Origin of the sequence: Massilia sp. DD77 (genome assembly GCF_036961685.1) — a bacterium.
In the GTDB taxonomy this organism is placed as follows: domain Bacteria; phylum Pseudomonadota; class Gammaproteobacteria; order Burkholderiales; family Burkholderiaceae_D; genus Telluria.
In genome coordinates, this window is the sequence record NZ_JBAMDH010000037.1 from 30,368 (window position 1) to 50,369 (window position 20,002).

The 20,002-nt window shown below is 68.5% G+C and carries 17 protein-coding genes; 14 read left to right on the forward strand and 3 right to left on the reverse strand.

The features are described from left to right. The first annotated feature begins 333 nt into the window (after positions 1-333). Both V7778_RS20390 and V7778_RS20395 read left to right on the forward strand, forming a co-directional pair. A complete protein-coding gene (locus tag V7778_RS20390; RefSeq protein WP_442920741.1) occupies positions 334-2,070 on the forward strand; it encodes a putative bifunctional diguanylate cyclase/phosphodiesterase in 1,737 nt (578 codons plus the stop codon). After that, positions 2,067-3,560: an HDOD domain-containing protein gene (locus V7778_RS20395; protein WP_335558610.1), complete on the forward strand. Its 1,494-nt coding sequence runs from the start codon at positions 2,067-2,069 to the stop codon at positions 3,558-3,560. The genes V7778_RS20390 and V7778_RS20395 overlap by 4 nt, the downstream gene beginning before the upstream one ends. Before the next feature lie 144 nt (positions 3,561-3,704). On the opposite strand, the gene aroC is transcribed toward V7778_RS20395, so the two are convergent. After that, on the reverse strand, positions 3,705-4,802 hold the full coding sequence (aroC, locus tag V7778_RS20400; RefSeq protein WP_335558611.1) for a chorismate synthase: 1,098 nt from the start codon (positions 4,800-4,802) through the stop codon (positions 3,705-3,707). A gap of 209 nt (positions 4,803-5,011) precedes the next feature. On the opposite strand from aroC, the gene V7778_RS20405 reads away from it, so the two are divergent. Further along, on the forward strand, positions 5,012-7,279 hold the full coding sequence (locus V7778_RS20405) for a GGDEF/EAL domain-containing response regulator (protein WP_335558613.1): 2,268 nt from the start codon (positions 5,012-5,014) through the stop codon (positions 7,277-7,279). A 137-nt stretch (positions 7,280-7,416) separates the two neighbouring features. Here the strand turns inward: V7778_RS20405 and V7778_RS20410 are convergent, their stop codons facing one another. Further along, positions 7,417-7,869 carry a CBS domain-containing protein gene (locus V7778_RS20410; protein ID WP_211519930.1) on the reverse strand — a complete coding sequence of 151 codons (453 nt, stop codon included), beginning with the start codon at positions 7,867-7,869 and terminating at the stop codon, positions 7,417-7,419. A gap of 210 nt (positions 7,870-8,079) precedes the next feature. Between V7778_RS20410 and V7778_RS20415 the strand changes: the two genes are divergently transcribed. From V7778_RS20415 to V7778_RS20435, 5 genes are all read left to right on the forward strand, one after another. Beyond that, complete coding sequence (locus V7778_RS20415; protein WP_335558615.1) at positions 8,080-9,390, forward strand: O-acetylhomoserine aminocarboxypropyltransferase; 1,311 nt, start codon at positions 8,080-8,082, stop codon at positions 9,388-9,390. Between the two features lies 1 nt (position 9,391). Next, entirely contained in the window at positions 9,392-10,216 is an 825-nt protein-coding gene (locus V7778_RS20420; RefSeq protein WP_335558616.1) for an alpha/beta fold hydrolase, read from the forward strand. A 14-nt stretch (positions 10,217-10,230) separates the two neighbouring features. Next, positions 10,231-10,548, forward strand: coding sequence for a DUF962 domain-containing protein (locus V7778_RS20425; protein ID WP_335558618.1), 318 nt, complete (start codon positions 10,231-10,233; stop codon positions 10,546-10,548). A gap of 31 nt (positions 10,549-10,579) precedes the next feature. Continuing rightward, positions 10,580-11,518 (forward strand): hypothetical protein, encoded by a 939-nt coding sequence (locus V7778_RS20430; protein WP_335558620.1) that lies wholly within the window; start codon positions 10,580-10,582, stop codon positions 11,516-11,518. Between the two features lie 99 nt (positions 11,519-11,617). Continuing rightward, the gene (locus V7778_RS20435) at positions 11,618-12,055 is read left to right on the forward strand and encodes a hypothetical protein (RefSeq protein ID WP_335558623.1); all 438 of its coding nucleotides are present in this window, start codon (positions 11,618-11,620) and stop codon (positions 12,053-12,055) included. A 7-nt stretch (positions 12,056-12,062) separates the two neighbouring features. Here V7778_RS20435 and V7778_RS20440 read toward each other — a convergent pair whose 3' ends face one another. Continuing rightward, positions 12,063-13,376, reverse strand: coding sequence for a YihY family inner membrane protein (locus V7778_RS20440; protein ID WP_335558654.1), 1,314 nt, complete (start codon positions 13,374-13,376; stop codon positions 12,063-12,065). 119 nt (positions 13,377-13,495) lie between these two features. Between V7778_RS20440 and wrbA the strand changes: the two genes are divergently transcribed. Genes wrbA through V7778_RS20470 form a run of 6 tightly spaced genes read left to right on the forward strand, consistent with a single transcriptional unit; the run spans position 13,496 to position 19,985 of the window. Beyond that, on the forward strand, positions 13,496-14,119 hold the full coding sequence (wrbA, locus tag V7778_RS20445) for an NAD(P)H:quinone oxidoreductase (RefSeq protein WP_335558624.1): 624 nt from the start codon (positions 13,496-13,498) through the stop codon (positions 14,117-14,119). After that, positions 14,120-14,518 (forward strand): DUF2069 domain-containing protein, encoded by a 399-nt coding sequence (locus tag V7778_RS20450; RefSeq protein WP_335558626.1) that lies wholly within the window; start codon positions 14,120-14,122, stop codon positions 14,516-14,518. Continuing rightward, positions 14,511-15,920: an FAD-binding oxidoreductase gene (locus V7778_RS20455; RefSeq protein ID WP_335558627.1), complete on the forward strand. Its 1,410-nt coding sequence runs from the start codon at positions 14,511-14,513 to the stop codon at positions 15,918-15,920. Before V7778_RS20450 ends, V7778_RS20455 begins: the two co-directional genes overlap by 8 nt. A 13-nt stretch (positions 15,921-15,933) precedes the next feature. Next, positions 15,934-16,377 (forward strand): DUF4124 domain-containing protein, encoded by a 444-nt coding sequence (locus V7778_RS20460; protein ID WP_335558629.1) that lies wholly within the window; start codon positions 15,934-15,936, stop codon positions 16,375-16,377. Beyond that, positions 16,365-18,914 (forward strand): FtsX-like permease family protein, encoded by a 2,550-nt coding sequence (locus V7778_RS20465; protein WP_335558631.1) that lies wholly within the window; start codon positions 16,365-16,367, stop codon positions 18,912-18,914. Before V7778_RS20460 ends, V7778_RS20465 begins: the two co-directional genes overlap by 13 nt. Continuing rightward, positions 18,915-19,985 (forward strand): lipocalin-like domain-containing protein, encoded by a 1,071-nt coding sequence (locus tag V7778_RS20470; protein ID WP_335558633.1) that lies wholly within the window; start codon positions 18,915-18,917, stop codon positions 19,983-19,985. Positions 19,986-20,002: the final 17 nt, after the last annotated feature.

Below are 20,002 nucleotides of genomic sequence, written 5' to 3' on the forward strand. Positions count from 1 at the left end.
ACTGTTTTTATTTGCCCATGTTGCATAGAAGCATCAGAATGGTCGCTTGCGATTTGCTATCCAGCAAGAATCGGCGACAATGGTGACGTACGTACGGTTGGGTCTTGGCGATCCGACAAGCAGGCTAGCGCAAACGTTCATGCGTGGCAAGCCGCCTGTTCCAGCGCAAATGTGCGCGAAATGGCCCCGGGGCTTGTGTTTTTTAATGCCTTTTGGAATCTTTCAATGATAGAGTCGCATGAGGTTTGGTAGACTTGCACGGTTTGGAGCGTTGCGCGCTCCCGGGACGGCATGTCGTGCACGTGCCAGCGTTCAAAAGGCAATCATTTAATAATGCACACCAGTTTTTCCGCCGTGCCCCAAGCTCAGGCGAGCGCTCCGCTGCCGGCGGGACTGCTTGACGGCCTGATGGAAACGGCCGGCGACGCCGTCTTCCGCGTCACCTCCGGCGGCCAGATCCGCGCGGCGAGCACGCGCGCGCAGCGCCTGAGCGGTGTCGAGCCCGGGCGCGCACTGGTGTCCCTGGTCCACGAAGCCGACCAGGCCGCCCTGCGCAACGCACTGGTGAGCTCGGTGGGCAGCACCGAACCCGCCATCGTCGAAGCCCGCTTCCGCCTGGGCGAACGCGAGGTCTGCTACGAACTGCGCATCGCCATGCTCGACAGCGGCGACGACGCCCCGATCCTCGTGATCGGACGCGACATGTCGGCCCAGCAGGCGACCGAAGAGCGCCTGCGCCACATGGCGACCCACGACGCACTGACCGAACTGCCGAACCGCGTGCTGCTGTCGGACCGCATCCGCATGGTGATCGCCAACGCGCGCCGTTCCGGCCAGGGCTTCTCGGTCGCCACCATCGGCCTGGACGGTTTCAAGAAGGTCAACGACGGCCTCGGCCACCCGGTGGGCGACGCCGTGCTGCAGATGGCCGCCGGCCGCCTGCGCCGCACCCTGCGCGACAGCGACACCCTGGCGCGCGTGGGCGGCGACGAATTCGTTGCGGTCCTGCCCGGTACTTTCTCCGATGGCCAGATCAAGCTGGTCACCGGCCGCCTGATGGCGACCCTGCAGTCGCCTTTCGAAGTGGCGGGCCACACGATCTACCTGGGCGCCTCGATCGGCGTCGCGGTCTATCCGGACCATGCCGAAGACGAAGTGCGCCTGATCACCCTGGCCGATACCGCGATGTCGCGCGCCAAGGAAACCGGCAAGGCGCGCACGGTGCTCTACAGCCCGCGCGACCAGGGCCCGCCGGAGCACGATATCTCGCTCGAGGCGGCGATGTTCAACGCGGTGCGCGAAGGCGAGTTCCTGCTGTTCTACCAGCCCATCGTCGACGCCCGCACCCGTACCATCGAGGGTTTCGAGACCCTGATGCGCTGGAAGCACCCGACCCTGGGCATGGTGCCGCCGGGCCGCTTCATTCCGATCGCCGAGACCAACGGCCTGATCAACCTGCTGGGCGCCTGGGCGCTGAAGGCGGCCTGCATGCAGATCCGCCAGTTCCAGGAGGTGGCGGGCCGCGAGCTCTATATCTCGGTCAACATCAGCCCGCGCCAGTTCCGCAGCGACCGCTTCCTGCAGGTGCTCGACGACGCGCTGGCGATGTCCGGCACCCCGGGGCGCCAGCTGGTGCTCGAGATCACCGAGGGCACCTTGATGATCGACCCGCAGCACGCCGAATCGATCCTGACCAAGATGGCCGAACGCGAGGCGCGTATCGCGATCGACGATTTCGGCACCGGCTATTCCTCGCTCGCCTACCTGAAGCGCTTCCCGATCTCGGTCCTGAAGGTCGACCGTGCGTTCGTGAAGGACCTGCCCGAGGCCACGAAGGACGCCGCCATCTGCAACGCCGTGCTCGACCTGGCCAAGCACCTCGACCTGTCGGTGGTCGCGGAAGGCGTCGAGACCGAAGAACAGCTGTCCTGGCTCGATACCCAGGGCGTGCATTACGTGCAGGGCTACCTGACCGGCAAACCGATGCCGGCCAACGTGGCCCTGGCCGCCCTCAAGGAAAACCTTTATACCGCTCTCCTGCCGGCCGAAACCCGGACGGTCAAACCATGACGACACAAGCCGACAACGCGCGCTCGCCGAAAGGGGAAGCCACCCTCGCCCTGCTGTGGGAACGCATCCGCCGCCAGGGCGACATGCCTGGATTCACCAAGGCCATCAACGCCATCCTCGCCTCCATGCGCGGCGAGGACGAGCGCGAATTCTCGATGACCCAGACCGTGCTGTCCGACCCCGTGCTCACCCAGAAGGTGCTGCGCCTGGCGAACAGCAGCATGTACTCGGCCTTCGGCCAGCGCGTCAATACCATTTCCAAGGCGGTGCTGGTGCTCGGCACCGAGGCCATCGGCCACCTGGCCCTGGGCCTGAAGCTGATCGAGGAACTGAGCCGCAGCACACCGGACACCGAGGCCGCCCACATCGAGATGGAAAAAGCGGTGCTGGCCGGGATGGTGGCGCAGCAGGTGGCCGCCAGCGCCGCCACGCGCGACCCGGAGGAAGCGGTGGTCTGCTCGATCCTGCACTCGCTGGGCCGGATGATGATCACCTTCTACATGCCGGAACGCTGGGTGCAGATGGCCGAACACGCCGGCGCCGGCATGGAAGAACTGGCCGCCGAACCCGTGCTGGGCATGTCGCTGCAGGAAATCGGCCGCGCCACCGCCGGGCACTGGGGCCTGCCGCGCAACCTGATCGCCGGCATGCGCCGCGTCGAGCCGAGCGAGCGCGGCGAAGGCTTCGGCCACGACGACTGGCTGGCCGCGCTGGGCACCATGTCGACCCTGGCCGCCGACGCGCTGTGGAGCGACGACGAGGCCGGCGCCGCGCGCGTCGCCACCCTGGCCGAAAGCTTCTCGCCGATGCTGGGTGTGGAACCGACCGGCCTCCTGACCGCGATCGGCAAGGCCAAGGTCGAGGCGGCGTCCGACCTCTCCATTGCACCGCTGGCCAAGCCGCTGGAAAAGCGCGCGCAGGAAGCCATGGCGACGCGCAAGCGCGTGGCCGGCAACAAGATCCTGATGAGCGGCGTGGCCGACATGCGCGACGCCGGCCCGAGCGCCACCGCGGGCCAGATGATTTCAATGGCCCTCGAGACCATGCACAAGGGCCTGTCCTTCAGCCGCTCCTTCGCCTTCCTGCGCAACCGCCGCGAAGGCAAGTATTCGGCGCGCCTGGGCTTCGGCGACGGCGCCAAGAACCTGCTGCCGCACCTGCAGTTCGACGATATCTACGAGCCGAACGTGTTCCACGCGGCGCTGGGCAGCGACCGCGTGATCTTCATCGAGAACGCGCGCGACGCCAAGTTCGCGGCCAAGCTGCCGGGCTGGTGGAAAGGCACCCTGTCCGAGGCGCGCTGCTTCGTGGTGATTCCGCTGTGCGCCCACGGGCAGCCGGCGGGCTTCATCTACGGGGATTGGGATGACAGCTTCCCGTCGGTGATCCTGAGCCAGACGGAGTTTGCGCTGCTGAACGATTTGCGCGGGCTGGTGGTGCGCACGGTGGAGCGGCGGCACCAGCTGGAGGCGATTGCGACGCGGGTGTAGGCACGTATCGACTTCTGATTAACGAACATCAACTTGGGTCCCCGCCTGCGCGGGGATGACGTTCTTGAGTGCATAGCCGAAAGTGACTTTGCGGCCCGCCACCGTAAAACGTCATCCCCGCGAAGGCGGGGACCCAAGTCGCTTTCAGCCTGCGATATCCGGCGTCGACACCCGCACATCCCCACACTGCGCCCGGTGCATCAGCGCATGATCGATCAGCACCAGCGCCAGCATCGCTTCCGCGATCGGCGTCGCCCGGATGCCCACGCAGGGATCGTGGCGCCCGAAAGTCTCCACCATCACCGGATTGCCCGCCTTGTCGATCGAGCGCCGCGGCGTGCGGATGGACGAAGTCGGCTTGATCGCGATCGACACCGTGATGTCCTGCCCGGTCGAGATCCCGCCCAGCAGACCGCCCGCGTTGTTGCCCACGAATCCTTCCGGCGTCAGCTCGTCGCCGTGCTCGGAGCCTTTCTGCGCCACCGAGCCGAAACCGGCCCCGATTTCCACGCCCTTGACCGCGTTAATTCCCATCATCGCATAGGCGATGTCGGCGTCGAGCTTGTCGTAGATCGGCTGGCCCAGTCCCACCGGCACCTTGCGCGCCACCACGTCGATCCGCGCGCCGATCGAATCGCCGGCCCGGCGCAGCTCGTCCATTGCCGCCTCCATGCGCGCCAGCAGGGCGGAGTCGGAGGTCGCCGCGAAGAAGGGATTCGCGTGCACATGTTCCCAGGATTCGAAGGGGACCTCGATGTCGCCCAGCGTGCGCATGCAGCCGAAGAACTCGGTGCCGAACTGTTCGCGCAGCCATTTCTTGGCCACGGCGCCGGCGCCCACCACCGGCGCGGTCAGGCGCGCCGACGAGCGGCCGCCGCCGCGCGGGTCGCGCACCCCGTATTTGTGCCAATAAGTATAGTCGGCATGTCCGGGACGGAAGCTCTCCGCGATGTTGCCGTAGTCCTTGCTGCGCTGGTCCTCGTTCTGGATCAGCAGCGCGATCGGCGTGCCGGTGGTCACGCCCTCGTACACGCCGGACAGGATCTGCACGCGGTCGGCTTCCTGGCGCTGGGTCACGTGGCGCGAGGTGCCGGGCTTGCGCCGGTCCAGCTCGGGCTGGATGTCGGCTTCGCTCAGAAGCATCCCGGGCGGGCAGCCGTCGATGACGCAGCCGATGGCCGGGCCATGCGACTCGCCGAAAGTGGTTACGGAAAACAGCTTGCCAAATGAGTTGCCGGACATGGTCTACTTCTTCTCGCGGGAATTGGTCGAATTACCATTCTACCAGCAGCCCAGGTGCGGCGCCGGGGCCCCTCCGGCGTTGCGCAAGCGTCAAAAAACGTTGCCGCATGGATATATTTTATGCACTTGGGGGAATTGGTGACTTTCTCCTTGTTAATTGCATATATACTGAGCCGATCACATGCCGAGCTATCTTGGAGAAGTAACACATGCCCGCATCGATGACGCCCTCCGGCGCCCTGAAGGATGTGCCCATGAGCCATGACGATCTCGTCTTTGCCGACGAAGGGGACGACAGTTCGGCATCCCCTGCCCGCGCCGCCTGGCGCATCCTGGTGGTGGACGACGATGCCGACGTGCACTCGACCACCACCTTCGCACTGGGCAGCGTGGAGATGCAGGGCCGCCCGCTGAGCTTCCTGCACGCGTATTCGGCCGCCGAAGCCTTCGAACTGCTGCGCCGCGACACCGGCATCGCCGTGGTCCTGCTGGACGTGGTGATGGAAAGCGCCGACGCCGGCCTCAACCTGGTGCGCCGGATCCGCGAGGAACTCGGCCAGCACGAGGTGCGCATCATCCTGCGCACCGGCCAGCCCGGCTACGCGCCCGAGATGGACGCCATCCGCGGCTACGACATCAACGATTACCGCACCAAGTCCGAGCTGACCCGCACCAAGCTGTACACCACCGTCGCCGCCGCGATCCGCTCCTACCAGCAGATCCGCGCACTCGACGAGAACCGCCTGGGACTGGAGCGCATCGTCGCCGCCGGCGCCGAGCTGATGGCCCTGCATGGCGTGCGCGACGTCGCCCTCGGCATCCTGAGCCAGCTGGGCCAGCTCCTTGGCCAACCCGCCGAAGGCGTCCTGTGCGTGCGCGAAACCGGCCATGCCCATCCCGACATCCTGCGCGCGGTCGCCGCGAACGGCGCCTGCCGCCACCTGGACGGGCGCGAACTGGGCGGCCAGCGCGGCGGCGAACTCGCGATCGCCATCGAACGCGCCCTGCTGACCCGCCGCGGCGGCGTCGACGACGGCCTGCTGACCCTGTATTTCCCCGGCAAGGCCGGCCGCGACTTCGCGGCCTGCGTGCCGCTCGACCGCCCCGTCAACGACACCGAGCAGCGCCTGCTGCAGGTCTTCGCCGGCATGGTCGCGGTGGGCCTGGACAATGTCGAACTGGTCACCCACCTGAACCAGGCCGCCTTCCACGATCCCCTGACCGGACTGCCCAACCGCACCCGCCTGGTGGAACTGGTCGACGCCGCCCTGGCTGCGCCGCAGCGCGCGCAAGCCATCCTGGCCCTGGTCGACCTGGACCACTTCGCCGAGACCAACGACGCGCTGGGCCACCACTTCGGCGACCTGCTGCTGGTGGCGGTCGGACGGCGCCTCAAGTCGCGCCTCGATCCGGGCCTGCAGGTGGCGCGCATCGGCGGCGACATCTTCTGCGTGCTGGGCGACGCCAGCGCGGTGCAGCCGGCGCCGATCCAGGCCTTGTTCCGCGAGCCGTTCCAGATCGACGGCCAGGACGTGCAGGTTTCGGCCACGCTCGGCCTGGTGCGCCTGGGCGAGCACGACGGCAGTGGCGCCGATGCACTCAAGGACGCCGACATCGCCTTGAAGCGCGCCAAGTCGCAGCAGCGCGCCGGCCACTTCTACTTCTCGCGCAGCATGGGCGTCGAGATCCGCGAACGGGTGCGCATGATGCACGCGCTGCGCAGCGGCTTCCAGCGCGGCGAACTGTTCCTGGCCTACCAGCCCCAGGTCGACCTGCTGTCCAACCGCCCCTTCGGCGCCGAGGCGCTGCTGCGCTGGCGCACCGAGGACGGCCGCCTGGTGCCGCCGGACCGCTTCATTCCGATCGCCGAGTATTCGGGCCTGATCGTCGAGATCGGCGAATGGGTGCTGCGCCAGGCCTGCGCGGAGCTGATGCGCCTGCGCCAGGCCGGGCACCGCGAATTCACGATGTCGGTGAACGTCTCGCAGGTGCAGTTCCGCCATCCGCACTTCCTCGACATGCTGCGCCGCGCGCTCGAGGACACGGGCGCGCCGCCCGAGTACATCGAGCTCGAGATCACGGAATCGATGGCGATGGAGGAACCGGCCCTGCTGGTGGAAAAGCTGGCCCAGGTCAAGCGCACCGGCGTGTCGATCGCGATCGACGACTTCGGCACCGGCTTCTCTTCATTGTCGCACCTGCAGCGGCTGCAGGTGGACCGCCTCAAGATCGACCGCGCCTTCGTCACCGAAATCACCGGTTCGGCGCGCGGCAGCAGCATCGCCGAAATGGTGGTGCAGCTGGGACGCAACCTGGGATTGTCGGTGATCGCGGAAGGCGTGGAGGACGAGCGCCAGGCGCAGATCCTGCGCCAGCTGGGCTGCCCGCTGGCCCAGGGCTACCTGTTCGCGCGGCCCTTGACGCCGGAAGACCTGGTGGAGTGGCTGGGGAAACAGGCGCTGAACCGCGCCGCGTGAAAGGACGCACTGCGGTAGGGGCGGCCGCCATGCCGCCGACGCGCTCAACAAGCGGCCGCGTTGCCGCTTCGTGATTCGCACCGCAAACGCCGCGTGGACGCGTCGGCGGCCGAGCCGCCAACCCTACACGTGGTGAATCAATCCGTCGCGGTCTCTTCGGCCGGCCAGTCGCGGATGTATGCCTTGAGCATGCGGTTCTCGAAGCTCTGCGCTTCCAGCACGGCCTTGGCCACGTCATAGAACGAGATCACGCCCAGCAGGGTGCGGGCATTCATCACCGGCAGGTAGCGCGCGTGCTTTTCGAGCATGATGCGGCGCACCTCGTTCACCTCGGTGTCCGGGGTGACGGTGATCGGGCTGTCGTCCATGTGCTTGCGCACCGTGCCGGCGCCCAGGGAGCCGCCGTTCTCGCGCAGCGCCTTGATCACTTCGCGGAAGGTCAGCATGCCGACCAGGTCGCCGTACTCCATCACCACCAGCGAACCGATGTCCTTCTCGGACATCGTCGTCGCCGCATCGACCAGCGGCGTGTCGGGAGCTACGGTGTACAGGACTTCACCCTTGACCTGCAGGATCTCGGAAACTTTCATGTTGGCCACCCCGGTTTCGTTGAGAAGAGCGCTAGAAGAAGATACTTTTGTATAAGCCATAACACCGACTGTAGCTGATGCCCGTCAAAAAATCCAGCACCGCGCTCGAGGCTGACATCTAGCGTATCCATCAGGTATAGACAAGTAGTTGCGCAAAGTTAAATAGATGCTAGGATGCCCGCCATCTTCACTCCCGATGAGTCCCAGACGATGAGCGGTCCCCGTTATCCCGGTTTCGACACCCTCTCCCTGCACGCTGGCGCCACGGCCGATCCGGCCACCGGCGCGCGCGCGACCCCGATCCATTTCACGTCCTCGTTCGCCTTCCGCGATTCGGACCACGCCGCGGCGCTGTTCAACATGGAGCGCGCCGGCCATGTCTACTCGCGCATCTCGAACCCGACCAACGCGGTGCTGGAGGAGCGCATCGCGGCCCTCGAAGGCGGCGTGGCCGGCATCGCGACCGCCAGCGGCCAGGCCGCGATGCACCTGGGCCTGGCCACCATCGCCGGCGCGGGCGCCCACATCGTGGCCTCGCGCGCCCTGTACGGCGGCTCGCACAACCTGCTCTCGTACACCCTGCGCCGCTTCGGCATCGAGACCACTTTTGTCGATCCGCGCGACCTCGACGCCTGGCGCGCCGCGATCCGTCCCAACACGAAGATCCTGTTCGGCGAAACCCTGGGCAACCCGGGCCTGGACGTGCTGGACATCCCGTCGATCGCCGCCATCGCCCACGAACACGACCTGCCGCTGATGGTCGACGCCACCTTCACCACGCCCTGGCTGCAGCGTCCCTTCGACCTGGGCGCCGACCTGCTGTTCCACTCGGCCACCAAGTTCCTGTGCGGGCACGGCACCGCCATTGGCGGACTGCTGGTGGACGGCGGCACCTTCGACTGGCAGGCCGCACACGAACGCAGCGGGCGCTTCCCTGAGTTGTGCGAACCCTATGAGGGCTTCCACGGCATGGTGTTCGCCGAGGAATCGACCGTCGGCGCCTTCGCCCTGCGCGCGCGCCGCGAAGGCCTGCGCGACTTCGGCGCGGCCATGAGCCCGCACAACGCCTTCGCCATCCTGCAGGGTATCGAGACCCTGGGCCTGCGCATGGAGCGCCACGTCGCCAATACGCGCAAGGTGGTCGAGTTCCTGCTGTCGCATCCGGCGGTGGAGTCGGTCTCCTACCCGGAGCTGGAAAGCCACCCGGACCACGCCCTGGCCCAGCGCCTGCTGCCGAAGGGCTGCGGCGCCGTGTTCACCTTCAATCTCAAGGGCGACCGCGCCAGCGGGCGCCGCTTCGCCGACGCCCTGCAGGTGTTCTCGCACCTGGCGAATGTCGGGGACGCCAAGTCGCTCGTCATCCACCCGGCCTCGACCACCCACTTCCGCGTGCCCGCCGACCAGCTGGCCGCGAGCGGCATCAGCGAGGGCACGATGCGCCTGTCGGTGGGCCTGGAAGACCCGGCCGACCTGATCGAAGACCTCAAGCGCGGCCTGAAGCTGGCCCAGAAAGGAGCCTGAGATGCTGCTGAACGTACAAGGCAAGCAGGCCTACTGCTATACGGGCGGCAAGGCCTTCGACCCCGCACTCCCGGTCATCGTGCTGGTGCACGGCGCCCAGAACGACCACTCGGTGTGGGGCCTGCAAAGCCGCTACCTGGCCCACCACGGCCACGCGGTCCTGATTCCCGACCTGCCCGGCCACGGCCGCAGCGCGGGGCCGGCGCTGGGCAGCGTCGAGGAACTGGCGGACTGGCTGCTGGCCCTGCTCGACGCCGCCGGCGTGGACCGGGCCGTCTTGGGCGGGCACAGCATGGGCTCGCTGATCGCCCTGGAAGCGGCGCACCGGGCGCCACAGCGCGCACTGGGGCTCGCCCTGCTGGGCACCACCTATCCGATGAAGGTTTCGGACGCCCTGCTCGAGACCTCGCGCAGCGACGAAGAGGCGGCGATCGACATGGTGAACATCTTTTCGCACTCCTCGATCGCGCACAAGCCCTCGTCCCCGGGACCGGGATTCTCGGTCATGGGTGGGGCACGGCGCCTGATGCAGCGCATGTCGGCGCGCAATCCGGACCAGCTCTTCCACACCGACTTCGCCGCCTGCAACAGCTATGCGAACGGCGAAGCGGCGGCAAGCGGCATCGCCTGCCCGACCCTGTTCATCCTGGGCAACAAGGACATGATGACCCCGCCCCGTTCCGCGAAACTGCTGACCGGCGCGATCAAGCATGGCAAAATCGTCACCGTGGAAGCGGGCCACTCGCTGATGACCGAGGCCCCCGATGCCGTGCTCGACGCCTTGTCCGCATTTGCCAGGTCCGCAGTTTCCACGACCGCCACCTGATCAGGAGACGCCCGATGAGCACCCCTGCCCGTGCACGCTTCGCCAGTTTTGCGGAGTTCTATCCCTACTACCTGAGCCAGCACGAGGACAGGCGCTGCCGCCGGGCGCATTTCTTCGGCACCTCGTCGGCGATCGCCGCCGTCGCCCAGTTCATCGACAGCATGAACTGGTGGTGGCTGCTGTTCGCCTTCGTGAGCGGCTACGGAGGAGCCTGGATCGGCCACTTTTTCTACGAAAAGAACAAGCCGGCCACCTTCGACTACCCCTGGTATTCGTTCCGCGCCGACTGGATCATGTACTGGCAGATGCTGACCGGTAAACTCAGCTGGTGACACGCACCCATCGCTAGCACAAGGGGTCAGCATGACGGAAAGACTGTTCACCAGCTGGCACCTGCTGCTGTTCTACTGGCGGGAGTTCTGGCTGTTCCGCTCCCCGGCGACGCGCTGGAGCCTGGCCCTGTTGTTCCTGCTGCCCTGGATCTCGCTTCGCCGGGTGGATTACGGCCGGATGCACGCGCCGCATGGCTTGTTTTCCGGATACCGAACCCGGCAGCAGGCGCGTTTCGCCGGGCTAATTCAGTCCGGCCATTTACCGGCTGCCATGTCTCCGGACGAACTCGCGGCCGCCTTCGCGCCGGCGGCCGCCCCCTGCGCGGCGCGCATCCATGTGGCCGCCGATGGCCGGCTGAGCTGCAAGGTCGTCGCCAAGCGCGGGCGGCGCCATCTCTACTACTGCCATCGGACCCTGGACCTGGACCGCAAGGTCGCCAGGCACGACTATCTCGTGATCCACCCGCGCTACCGGGGCGGCGACGATCTCAAAACCATCCTGTCGGCCTCGCTGTCGCTCTACGACCAGGTGGGGCTACACACCATCGAACTGACCGCCGGTCTGTCCGTCGGCGGATCGTTCTGGCCCAAGCTCGGCTTCGTGCCGGACGCGGCCGACTGGCCGGCGGTCATCGCCACCGTCAAGCGCAACTACGCCGCCCTGGCGCCGGACGAGATCGAAGCCTTCGACCGGCAGCACGGCAAGGCGAATGCGCTGCACGACCTGGTGGAGCAGCTGTGCGATCCCGAGCGGCCACTGAATATCCGGCAACTTCGCGAGCTCCGGCTACCGGCGGCCGCGGTGGCGCCGACGCCGGTGAAACGCTGGTTCGGCCTGCCCATGAAGCCGCGCAAGCCCTTGCAGCTCGGCATACGGCTGCTGTCCGGCTCGCGCTGGCACGGCAGCCTTGATCTGCTGGACACTTCCAGCCGGCAGAGGCTGGAACGCTACATCACGGCTGAGCACTAGATTTGTTTCTGAAAACACAAGCCCGTTCGTGCGCCGGATTGCAGCCGCCTGTCGTTCGGTGTATCGTTGCCCTACAACCGGCTGTTCCAGTCGACGCTTATGTTCCACAATTTCTATTCAAAATTACAACGCCTGCTCGCGCCCCAGGATCCCTGGGCCCGTGACGAGGCCCTTCTCGAGCAGCGCGATCCCGCGTGGGATGCCGATCTGCGCCTGGCGGACGCTCGCGCCGCCCTCGCCGATGGCGTCGGCCTCGATGCTGTCTGCACGGTCTATCCCGATCTCGCCGGCCAACTCCGGAACGACGCGCAGCCGGAAATCGGCGCCGCCCGTCCTACGGCCACGGAAATCGGCGACTTCATCCGGTATGTCACGGTCGACGCGCGCGCCAGCCAGGCGGTCGCGGCCGGCGGCATGGCTGCGCCGGCCGACGCGGTTGGCCCCCATCGCATGGTCTACCGCGGCGAGCCCCTGTGGGGCTTCCACTTCCGCCGCGCGCGCAAGAAACCCAGCGAAGCGCGCCGCGTCGCCTTCTAGTGGCCTTCTAATCGGCCGCGTTCGGCCGGAAATGCTCCGCCAGCGTCTGTTCCAGCCCTTCTTCGACCGCGCCTTCGACCTGGCGCGCCAGCGCGCCGGTATCGAGTGCCAGCGGCGTCTGCGGCGCCGGCTCGTCGCGCTGGAGCACGTCCGCCTCGCTGTGATCGAACACGAACAGGCGGTAGACGTCGGCCAGCCTGAGCTTGCCGGGATCCACCAGCAGCACCCAGTTGTCGGCCGTCTCGCGCACCCCGCGGCCCCAGCGCGAGCGCGTGCCGACCTCGTCCTGCACCCGCCCGACCCAGCCGGCCGCCACCATCTTCTCGAGCAGCATGCCCATTTCGTCGTAGCCGATGCGGGTATGGGCGCGCACCGTCGCGCTCGACACCAGGGCGGTGCCGGTCAGCTGCGCGCTGCCGTGCAGCACCTTCAGCACGGCCATCGCGTCGACGAAAGCGCTGCCCGGGGCCGGCTGGTGCCACCAGCGCTCGTACTTGACCACCGGCAGCGCCGCCGTCAGCACGGCGCCGACCAGGGTGATCAGCCAGGACACGTACATCCAGATCAGGAACAGCGGCAGGGCCGCCAGCGCGCCGTAGATGATGGCGTAGGCCGGGAACTGGCGGATGAACAGGGCGAACACGCGCTTGGCGATCTCGAAGGCGATCGCGGCCGCCAGCCCGCCCCAGACGGCGTCGCGCCAGGCCACCGAGCGGTTCGGCACGGTTATGTAGAGCAAGGTATAGGCGCCGGTGGTCAGGGCCACCGAAATCACCGTGTAGAACAGCGCGCCCACGAAAGGCACGGCCTTGGTCACCGTGAACAGCTGCGCGCTGGCGGTCAGCGACAGGCCGAACAGGATCGGCCCCAGCGACACCAAGGCCCAGTAGATCAGGATGCGCTGCGACAGGCGGCGCGGCCGGCGCACGCCCCAGATCTGGTTGAAGGCGCGCTCGATCATGCCCATCATGGCCGCCGTGGTGAACAGCAGGGCCACCGCGCCGACCGCCGACAGGCCCTTGGCCTTGCTGGCGAACTGGGTCAGGTTGGCGCTGACCGTGTTGGCGATGGCCTTGGGCATCAGGTTCTGCACGAACCAGGTATCGAGGGCCGTGCGCAACTGACCGAAGACGGGAAACGTGGTAAAAATGGCCAGGACGATCGTCAGCAGCGGCACCAGGGCCAGGGTCGTGGTGAAGGTGAGGCTGCCTGCCACCTGGGGCAGTTTCTCCTCGGTCAGGCGGCGCCGCGCGAAGCGCACCAGGTCGCGCGCTTCGCCCAGGGTCAGGCCGCGCACGCGGTCGACGCTGACGTTGAACATCCCGCTGGTGGTGCGCGAGAGATGGTGGACGGTTCGGGAAAGCATGGCGTTGATGGTGGCCCGTGGTGGAGGTCCGCGTGCGGGGTGTTATTTCGGCAAAGCATTCTATAATACCAAGGATGAAGCAGACGAACCTGAACCCGCACTTGACACTACTCGTGTTGTACTACTCCCGCCATGGGGCCACGCGCAAGTTGGCCGAGCTGATCGCCCAAGGCATCGACAGCGTGCCGGGGGCCGAGGCGCGCCTGCGCACGGTGCCCGCGATCTCGACCGTGACCGAGGCCACCGAGCCCGACATCCCGCTCGACGGCGCGCCCTATGTGGAACTCGAGGACCTGGCCGAGTGCGCCGGGCTGGCCCTGGGCTCGCCCACCCGTTTCGGCAACATGGCCTCGGCCATGAAATACTTCCTCGACGGCACCGCCACCGACTGGGTCAACGGCACCTTGTCCGGCAAGCCGGCGGTCGTGTTCACCTCCACCGGCAGCCTGCACGGCGGCCAGGAGGCGACCCTGCTGTCGATGATGATTCCCTTGCTGCACCACGGTATGATGGTGATGGGCCTTCCCTACACCCATCCGGAACTGATGAACACCGCCAGCGGCGGCAGCCCCTACGGCGCGACCCACTGGGCCGGCGTCGACGGCAAGCGCCCCCTGACCGAGGACGAGCGCACCCTGTCGGTGGCGCTCGGGCGCCGCCTCGCCGAGGCCGCCGTCAAACTGCATGGAATGCGCTGAATGAATACCGCCAAACTCTTCCACACCGGGGCGATCGCGAGCCTGATCTGGCTGATCGGCTGGCTGGTCGCCTGGGAAGTCGTCGTCGCGCCCCTGCAGCCCGGCAGCTGGCTGCTGGCGCTCAAGGCGCTGCCCCTGCTGCTGCCCCTGCGCGGGGTCATCAAGCGCGACCTGTACACCCTGCAATGGTCGTCCATGATGATCCTGCTGTACTTCGCCGAAGGCGTTGTGCGCGCCTGGGCCGACCAGCTCGAGGTCTCGCGCATGATGGCCCTGGGCGAAGTGGTGCTGGTGCTGGTGTATTTCGCCTGCGCCCTGCTCTACCTGCGCCCGTTCAAGAAGGAAGCCCGGCGCCTGGCCAAGGAATTGCTCGACAAGGTCAAAGTACCGCATGACTGACGCCTTGCTGGCGCAGTGCCGCGCCATCGCCGGCGACACCCACGTCCTCGGCGAGCAGGCCGACATGGCGCCCTTCCTCACCGACTGGCGCGGCCGCTTCACGGGGCGCGCGCGCGGCGTGGTGCTGCCCGGCAGTACGGAGGAAGTCGCCGCCATCGTGCGCGCCTGCGCCGCCGCCCGCGTGCCGGTCGTGCCCCAGGGCGGGCGCACCGGCCTGGTGCTGGGCAGCGTGCCGGACGCCAGCGGCGCCGCCATCGTCTTATCAACGCGGCGGATGAACCGGGTGCGCGCCGTCGACGCCGCCAACCGCACCATGACTGTGGACGCCGGCTGCATCCTGTACGACGTCCAGCAAGCCGCGTCGGAAGCCGGCATGCTGTTCCCGCTGTCGCTGGCGGCCGAAGGCAGCTGCACCATCGGCGGCAACCTGGCGACCAACGCGGGCGGCACCGCCGTCCTTCGCTACGGCAATGCCCGCGAACTCTGCCTGGGCCTGGAAGTCGTCACGGCCGGGGGCGAGATCTGGAACGGGCTGCGCGGGCTACGCAAGGACAACACCGGCTACGACTTGCGTGACCTGTTCATCGGCGCCGAGGGCACCCTCGGTGTCATCACGGCCGCCGTGCTCAAGCTGTACCCGCAGCCCAAGGCCGCCCTGACGGCCCTGGTGGCCCTCGATTCGCCGCGCCAGGCGCTATCGCTGCTGGGCCTGCTCCAGGATGGCTGCGGCGCCGCGCTGACGGGCTTCGAGCTGATGTCGGACTTCTGCCTGCAGCTGGTGGAGAACCATTTCCCGAAACTGCCGCATCCCTTCTCCGCGCGCTACCCGCAGTACGCGCTGGTGGAGCTGTCGAGCAACGAATCGGAAGACCACGCCGCGGCGCTGCTGGAAGCGGGCGTCGGCGCCGCCCTCGACAGCGGCGTGGCGCGCGACGCCGTGCTGGCCACCTCGAACGCCCAGACCGTCGGCCTGTGGCAGCTGCGCGAACACATTCCGCTGGCCCAGGCGGCGGCCGGCAAGAACATCAAGCACGACATCTCGCTGCCCGTGTCCAGCATTCCGGAATTCATCGCGCGCACCGACGCCGCCCTGCTGCAAGCTTTCCCCGGCTGCCAGCTGGTGACTTTCGGCCACCTGGGCGACGGCAACCTGCACTACAACGTCGCGCCGCCCGGCGGCAGCGGCCACGACGCCTTCCTGGCGCACCAGGAACTGGTCAACCGCATCGTGCACGACAGCGTCGCCAGCTTCGGCGGCTCGATCTCCGCCGAGCACGGCATCGGGGCACTCAAGCGCGAGGAGCTGGCGCGCACCAAGCCGCCGGTCGAACTGGACATGATGCGTGCCGTCAAAGCCGCCCTGGACCCGCTCGGCATTATGAACCCTGGCAAAATTCTTTGACCAGGAGAGCGACATGTTGCGACACCTACCCATCCTGATCGCCTGCACCTGCGCCCTGTGCCAGCCGGCGACGGCGGGCAAACTCTACAAGTGCAACGAGGGCGGCCGGACCAGCTACGGCGACCAGCCCTGCCGCGGCGCCACGACCGAGCTCGCGGTGCCGGAGGCGCCCCCGCCCGACCCCGAGGCCGCCGCGCGCCTGGAGCGCGGCCGCGCCACCTTGCAGCAGATCGACAAGGAACGCAGCGCCCGCGAACGGATCGAGGAACGCGAGGCCGCGCGCGCCCGCCGTGAGGCGCTGAGTGCGCGCCGCCGCTGCGACAAGCTGCGCCTGCAGGGCAAGTGGGCCGAGGAAGACCTGAGGCGCAGCGGCGGCAACGGCGGCGCGGCCTTGGAGGCCGCGCGGATCAAGGCGCGGCGCCAGGCCGAGGCCCTGGCGGTGGAATGCCCGGCCTGAGGATCCTGTCGCGCTGGCTGCTGCTCGGCGAATGGCGCGCCCACCCGGTGCGCGCGCTGGTGGCGATCGCGGCGATCGCCGTCGGCGTGGCGATGGGCTTCGCCATCCACCTCATCAACGCCGCCGCCTTCAACGAATTCTCCGCCGCCGTCAAGAGCCTGTCCGGCCAGGCCGACATCCAGGTGGCCGGCCGCGAACCCCTGTTCGACGAAGCGGTCTATCCCCGCCTGGCGACCCATCCCTCGGTGGCAGTGGCCTCGCCGGTGCTCGAGGTGGCGGCCGGCCTGGCGAGCCAGGAAGGGGCCCTGCGCATCATCGGCATCGACGCCTTCCGGGCCGGCTTCATCGCCCCCGACCTGGTCGGGGTGGCCGAGGAAGGCCGCATCACCGATGTGCTGGCCGACGACGCGCTCTTCCTGTCCCCCGCCGCCCAGGCCTGGCTCGGCGTGCGGACCGGCGCCACCTTGCGCCTGCGCGCCGGCACCGGCGAAGTGGCGCTGCGCGTGGCGGGCCCGATCCAGCGCGCCAGGTCCGGCCAGCGCCTGGCCGTGATGGACATCGGCGCCCTCCAGTGGCGCTTCCAGCGCCTGGGCCAGCTCACGCGCGTCGACCTGAAGCTGCGCGACGGCGTCGACCGCGCGGCCTTCCGGAAGCGGCTCGCGGCCGAACTGGAGCGCGACTATCCGGGCCGCTTCACGGTCGGCCAACCGAACGACGCCGACCAGGCCAGCCGCACCGACAACATGAGCCGCGCCTACCGCGTCAACCTGACCGTGCTGGCCCTGGTGGCCCTGTTCACCGGCGCCTTCCTGGTGTTCTCGACCCAGGCCTTGTCGGTCATGCGGCGCCGCAGCCAGTTCGCCCTGCTGCGCGTGCTGGGCCTGGAACGCGGCCAGCTGCTGCGCCAGGTGCTCCTCGAAGGCGGCAGCCTGGGCGTGGCCGGCGCGCTGCTGGGCGTGGCGGGCGGCTATGCCTTCGCCGCCCTGGCGCTGCATTATTTCGGCGGCGACCTGGGGGCCGGCTACTTCCCCGGCATCCGGCCCCAGGTCCAGTTCACGCCTGTCGCGGCAGCGGTCTTCTTCGCGCTGGGCCTGGGTGTCGCCCTGCTCGGTTGCGCGGCGCCGGCCTGGGAAGCGGCGCGTGCCCGTCCCGCGGTGGCGATCAAGTCCGGCGCCGACGAGGGCGCGCTGGCGCGCCTGGCGCGGGTCTGGCCTTCGCTGCTCTGCCTGCTGCTGGCCGCGGCCTTCGCCTTCGCGCCGCCGGTGTTCGAGCTGCCCCTGTTCGGCTACTTCGCCATCGCCCTGCTCCTGGTCGGCGGCATCGGCCTGATGCCGCGCTTCGCCGCGCTCGCTTTCCGCGCGCTGGAAGCGGGCGTACTGCGGCTGCGCCGCGCGCCGCCTGTCCTTACCCTGTCGCTGGCGCGCCTGGCGAATGCGCCCGGCCAGGCGTCGATCGCCCTCGGCGGCGTGCTGGCCAGCTTCAGCCTGATGGTCGCGATGGGCATCATGGTGGCCAGCTTCCGCGTCTCGGTCGACGACTGGATGGGCCACATCCTGCCCGCCGACCTCTACGTGCGCACGGCCGACGGCGGCAACACCGGTTTCCTCAGCCCGCAGCAGCAAGCCGCCCTGGCCGCCGCGCCCGGCGTCGCCCAGGCCCAGTTCCTGCGCACCCGGCGCGTCTCGCTCGACGCCGGTCGTCCGCCGGTGGTGGTGATTGCGCGCGACATCGACCTGCGCGACCCGGGCCGCCTGCTCTACCTGGTCGGCGACACGGCCGCCGTCCCCGCCGGCGCCCGTCCTGCCTGGGTGTCGGAGGCCATGCTCGACTTGTACGGGGCGCGGGTGGGCGAGGTGCTGCGCCTGCCGCTGGGCGGCGCCCCGGCCGACTTCTTCGTCGCCGGGGTCTGGCGCGACTACGCCAACCAGTCCGGGTCCGTCGTCATGCGGCTCGCCGACTACCGCGCCCTCACCGGCGAAGGCGAGGTGAGCGACGCGGCGCTGTGGGCCGCGCGCGGCGCCTCGCTGGACGCGCTGGAACAAGGCCTGCGCGCCTTGCCCTTCGGCGCCGGCCTGCGCACCATGCGTCCCGGCGACATCCGCGCGATGAGCCTGAAGATCTTCGACCGCAGCTTCGCCGTCACCTACCTGCTGGAGGCGATCGCGATCGCCATCGGCTTGTCGGGCGTGGCCGCCAGCTTCTCGGCCCAGACCCTGGCGCGGGCGCGCGAGTTCGGCATGCTGCGCCACGTCGGCGTCACGCGCGGCCAGGTCTACCGGCTGCTCGCCTTCGAAGGGGGGCTGCTGGCCAGCCTGGGCGTGGCCGGCGGCTTCGCCCTCGGGCTGGTGATCAGCCTGATTCTCGTGTATGTCGTCAATCCGCAATCATTCCATTGGACCATGCAGCTGCACCTGCCCTGGCCCCTGCTGGGCAGCGTGGCCGCGGTCCTGGTCGCGGCCTCGGTCGCCACGGCCCTGGTCTCGGGCCGTTACGCGTTGTCGGGCGGTCCGGTGCGCGCAGTCAGGGAGGACTGGTAAATGCGCTTCATCATGTTGATCCTCGTGCTGTTGGCCGGGATGAGTGCGCGCGCCGCGCCGCCGGACTTCGCCGCCGTCACGCCGGGGACCACACTGTCCTTCCCGCGCGACTACGGCGCCCACCCGGAGTTCCGCACCGAATGGTGGTACGCCACCGGCTGGGTCGAGACGCCCGAGGGCAAGCCGCTCGGCTTCCAGGTCACCTTCTTTCGCAGCCGCACCGAGCACAATCCGGACAATCCCAGCGCCTTCGCGCCGCGCCAGTTGGTGATCGGCCACGCGGCCCTGTCCGATCCTTCGGTCGGCCGCCTGGTGCACGACCAGCGCAGCGCGCGCGAAGGCTTCGGCCTGGCCTGGGCGCGCACCGGCAACACCGACCTCAAGCTCGACGACTGGCGCATGGTGCGCGGCCCCGACGGCGTCTACCGGGTCACCATCCGCTCGGGGGAACTGAACCTGGAACTGCGCCTGCGTCCCACGCAGCCGGTGCTGGTGCAGGGCGAAGGCGGTTATTCGCGCAAGGGGCCGAGCCCCCGGCATGCGAGCTACTACTACAGCGAACCGCAGCTGGCCGTGACGGGCAGCGCGGGCCGCGCCGGCATGGCGCCGGTCGCGGTGAAAGGCAGCGCCTGGCTCGACCACGAATGGTCGAGCGAAGCCCTGATGCCGGACGCTCTGGGCTGGGACTGGATCGGCGCCAACCTCGACGGCGGCGGCGCCCTGATGGCTTTCCAGATCCGTGCCAAGGGAGGTGGTAAACTATGGGCGCACGCAAGCCTGCGCGACGCATCGGGCAAGGTGACCCGCTTCGCGCCGGAGCAGGTCAGCTTTACCCCGCAGACCCGCTGGAAGTCGCCGCGCACCCAGGCGGAATACCCGGTCGGCACCCTGGTGACCACCGGGCCGCACCGCTGGCAGATCGTTCCCCTGCAGCCCGACCAGGAACTCGACTCGCGCCGGTCCACCGGCGCGGTCTACTGGGAAGGCGCGGTCACGATCCAGCGCGACGGCAAGCGCCTGGGCCGCGGCTACCTGGAGATGACCGGCTATGTGCAGCCGATGAAGATGTAACCGACGACAAGAACAAG

Bases quoted from the DNA above. Each gene is read 5' to 3' on its own strand.
- V7778_RS20395 (WP_335558610.1), top strand. From the start codon at position 2,067: ATGACGACACAAGCCGACAACGCGCGCTCGCCGAAAGGGGAAGCCACC.
- V7778_RS20430 (WP_335558620.1), top strand. From the start codon at position 10,580: ATGACGGAAAGACTGTTCACCAGCTGGCACCTGCTGCTGTTCTACTGG.
- V7778_RS20455 (WP_335558627.1), top strand. From the start codon at position 14,511: ATGACTGACGCCTTGCTGGCGCAGTGCCGCGCCATCGCCGGCGACACC.
- V7778_RS20460 (WP_335558629.1), top strand. From the start codon at position 15,934: ATGTTGCGACACCTACCCATCCTGATCGCCTGCACCTGCGCCCTGTGC.
- V7778_RS20405 (WP_335558613.1), top strand. From the start codon at position 5,012: ATGCCCGCATCGATGACGCCCTCCGGCGCCCTGAAGGATGTGCCCATG.
- V7778_RS20440 (WP_335558654.1), bottom strand. From the start codon at position 13,376: ATGTTCAACGTCAGCGTCGACCGCGTGCGCGGCCTGACCCTGGGCGAA.
- wrbA (WP_335558624.1), top strand. From the start codon at position 13,496: ATGAAGCAGACGAACCTGAACCCGCACTTGACACTACTCGTGTTGTAC.
- V7778_RS20425 (WP_335558618.1), top strand. From the start codon at position 10,231: ATGAGCACCCCTGCCCGTGCACGCTTCGCCAGTTTTGCGGAGTTCTAT.
- V7778_RS20450 (WP_335558626.1), top strand. From the start codon at position 14,120: ATGAATACCGCCAAACTCTTCCACACCGGGGCGATCGCGAGCCTGATC.
- V7778_RS20410 (WP_211519930.1), bottom strand. From the start codon at position 7,869: ATGAAAGTTTCCGAGATCCTGCAGGTCAAGGGTGAAGTCCTGTACACC.
- V7778_RS20470 (WP_335558633.1), top strand. From the start codon at position 18,915: ATGCGCTTCATCATGTTGATCCTCGTGCTGTTGGCCGGGATGAGTGCG.
- V7778_RS20390 (WP_442920741.1), top strand. From the start codon at position 334: ATGCACACCAGTTTTTCCGCCGTGCCCCAAGCTCAGGCGAGCGCTCCG.
- V7778_RS20435 (WP_335558623.1), top strand. From the start codon at position 11,618: ATGTTCCACAATTTCTATTCAAAATTACAACGCCTGCTCGCGCCCCAG.
- V7778_RS20415 (WP_335558615.1), top strand. From the start codon at position 8,080: ATGAGCGGTCCCCGTTATCCCGGTTTCGACACCCTCTCCCTGCACGCT.
- aroC (WP_335558611.1), bottom strand. From the start codon at position 4,802: ATGTCCGGCAACTCATTTGGCAAGCTGTTTTCCGTAACCACTTTCGGC.
- V7778_RS20420 (WP_335558616.1), top strand. From the start codon at position 9,392: ATGCTGCTGAACGTACAAGGCAAGCAGGCCTACTGCTATACGGGCGGC.
- V7778_RS20465 (WP_335558631.1), top strand. From the start codon at position 16,365: ATGCCCGGCCTGAGGATCCTGTCGCGCTGGCTGCTGCTCGGCGAATGG.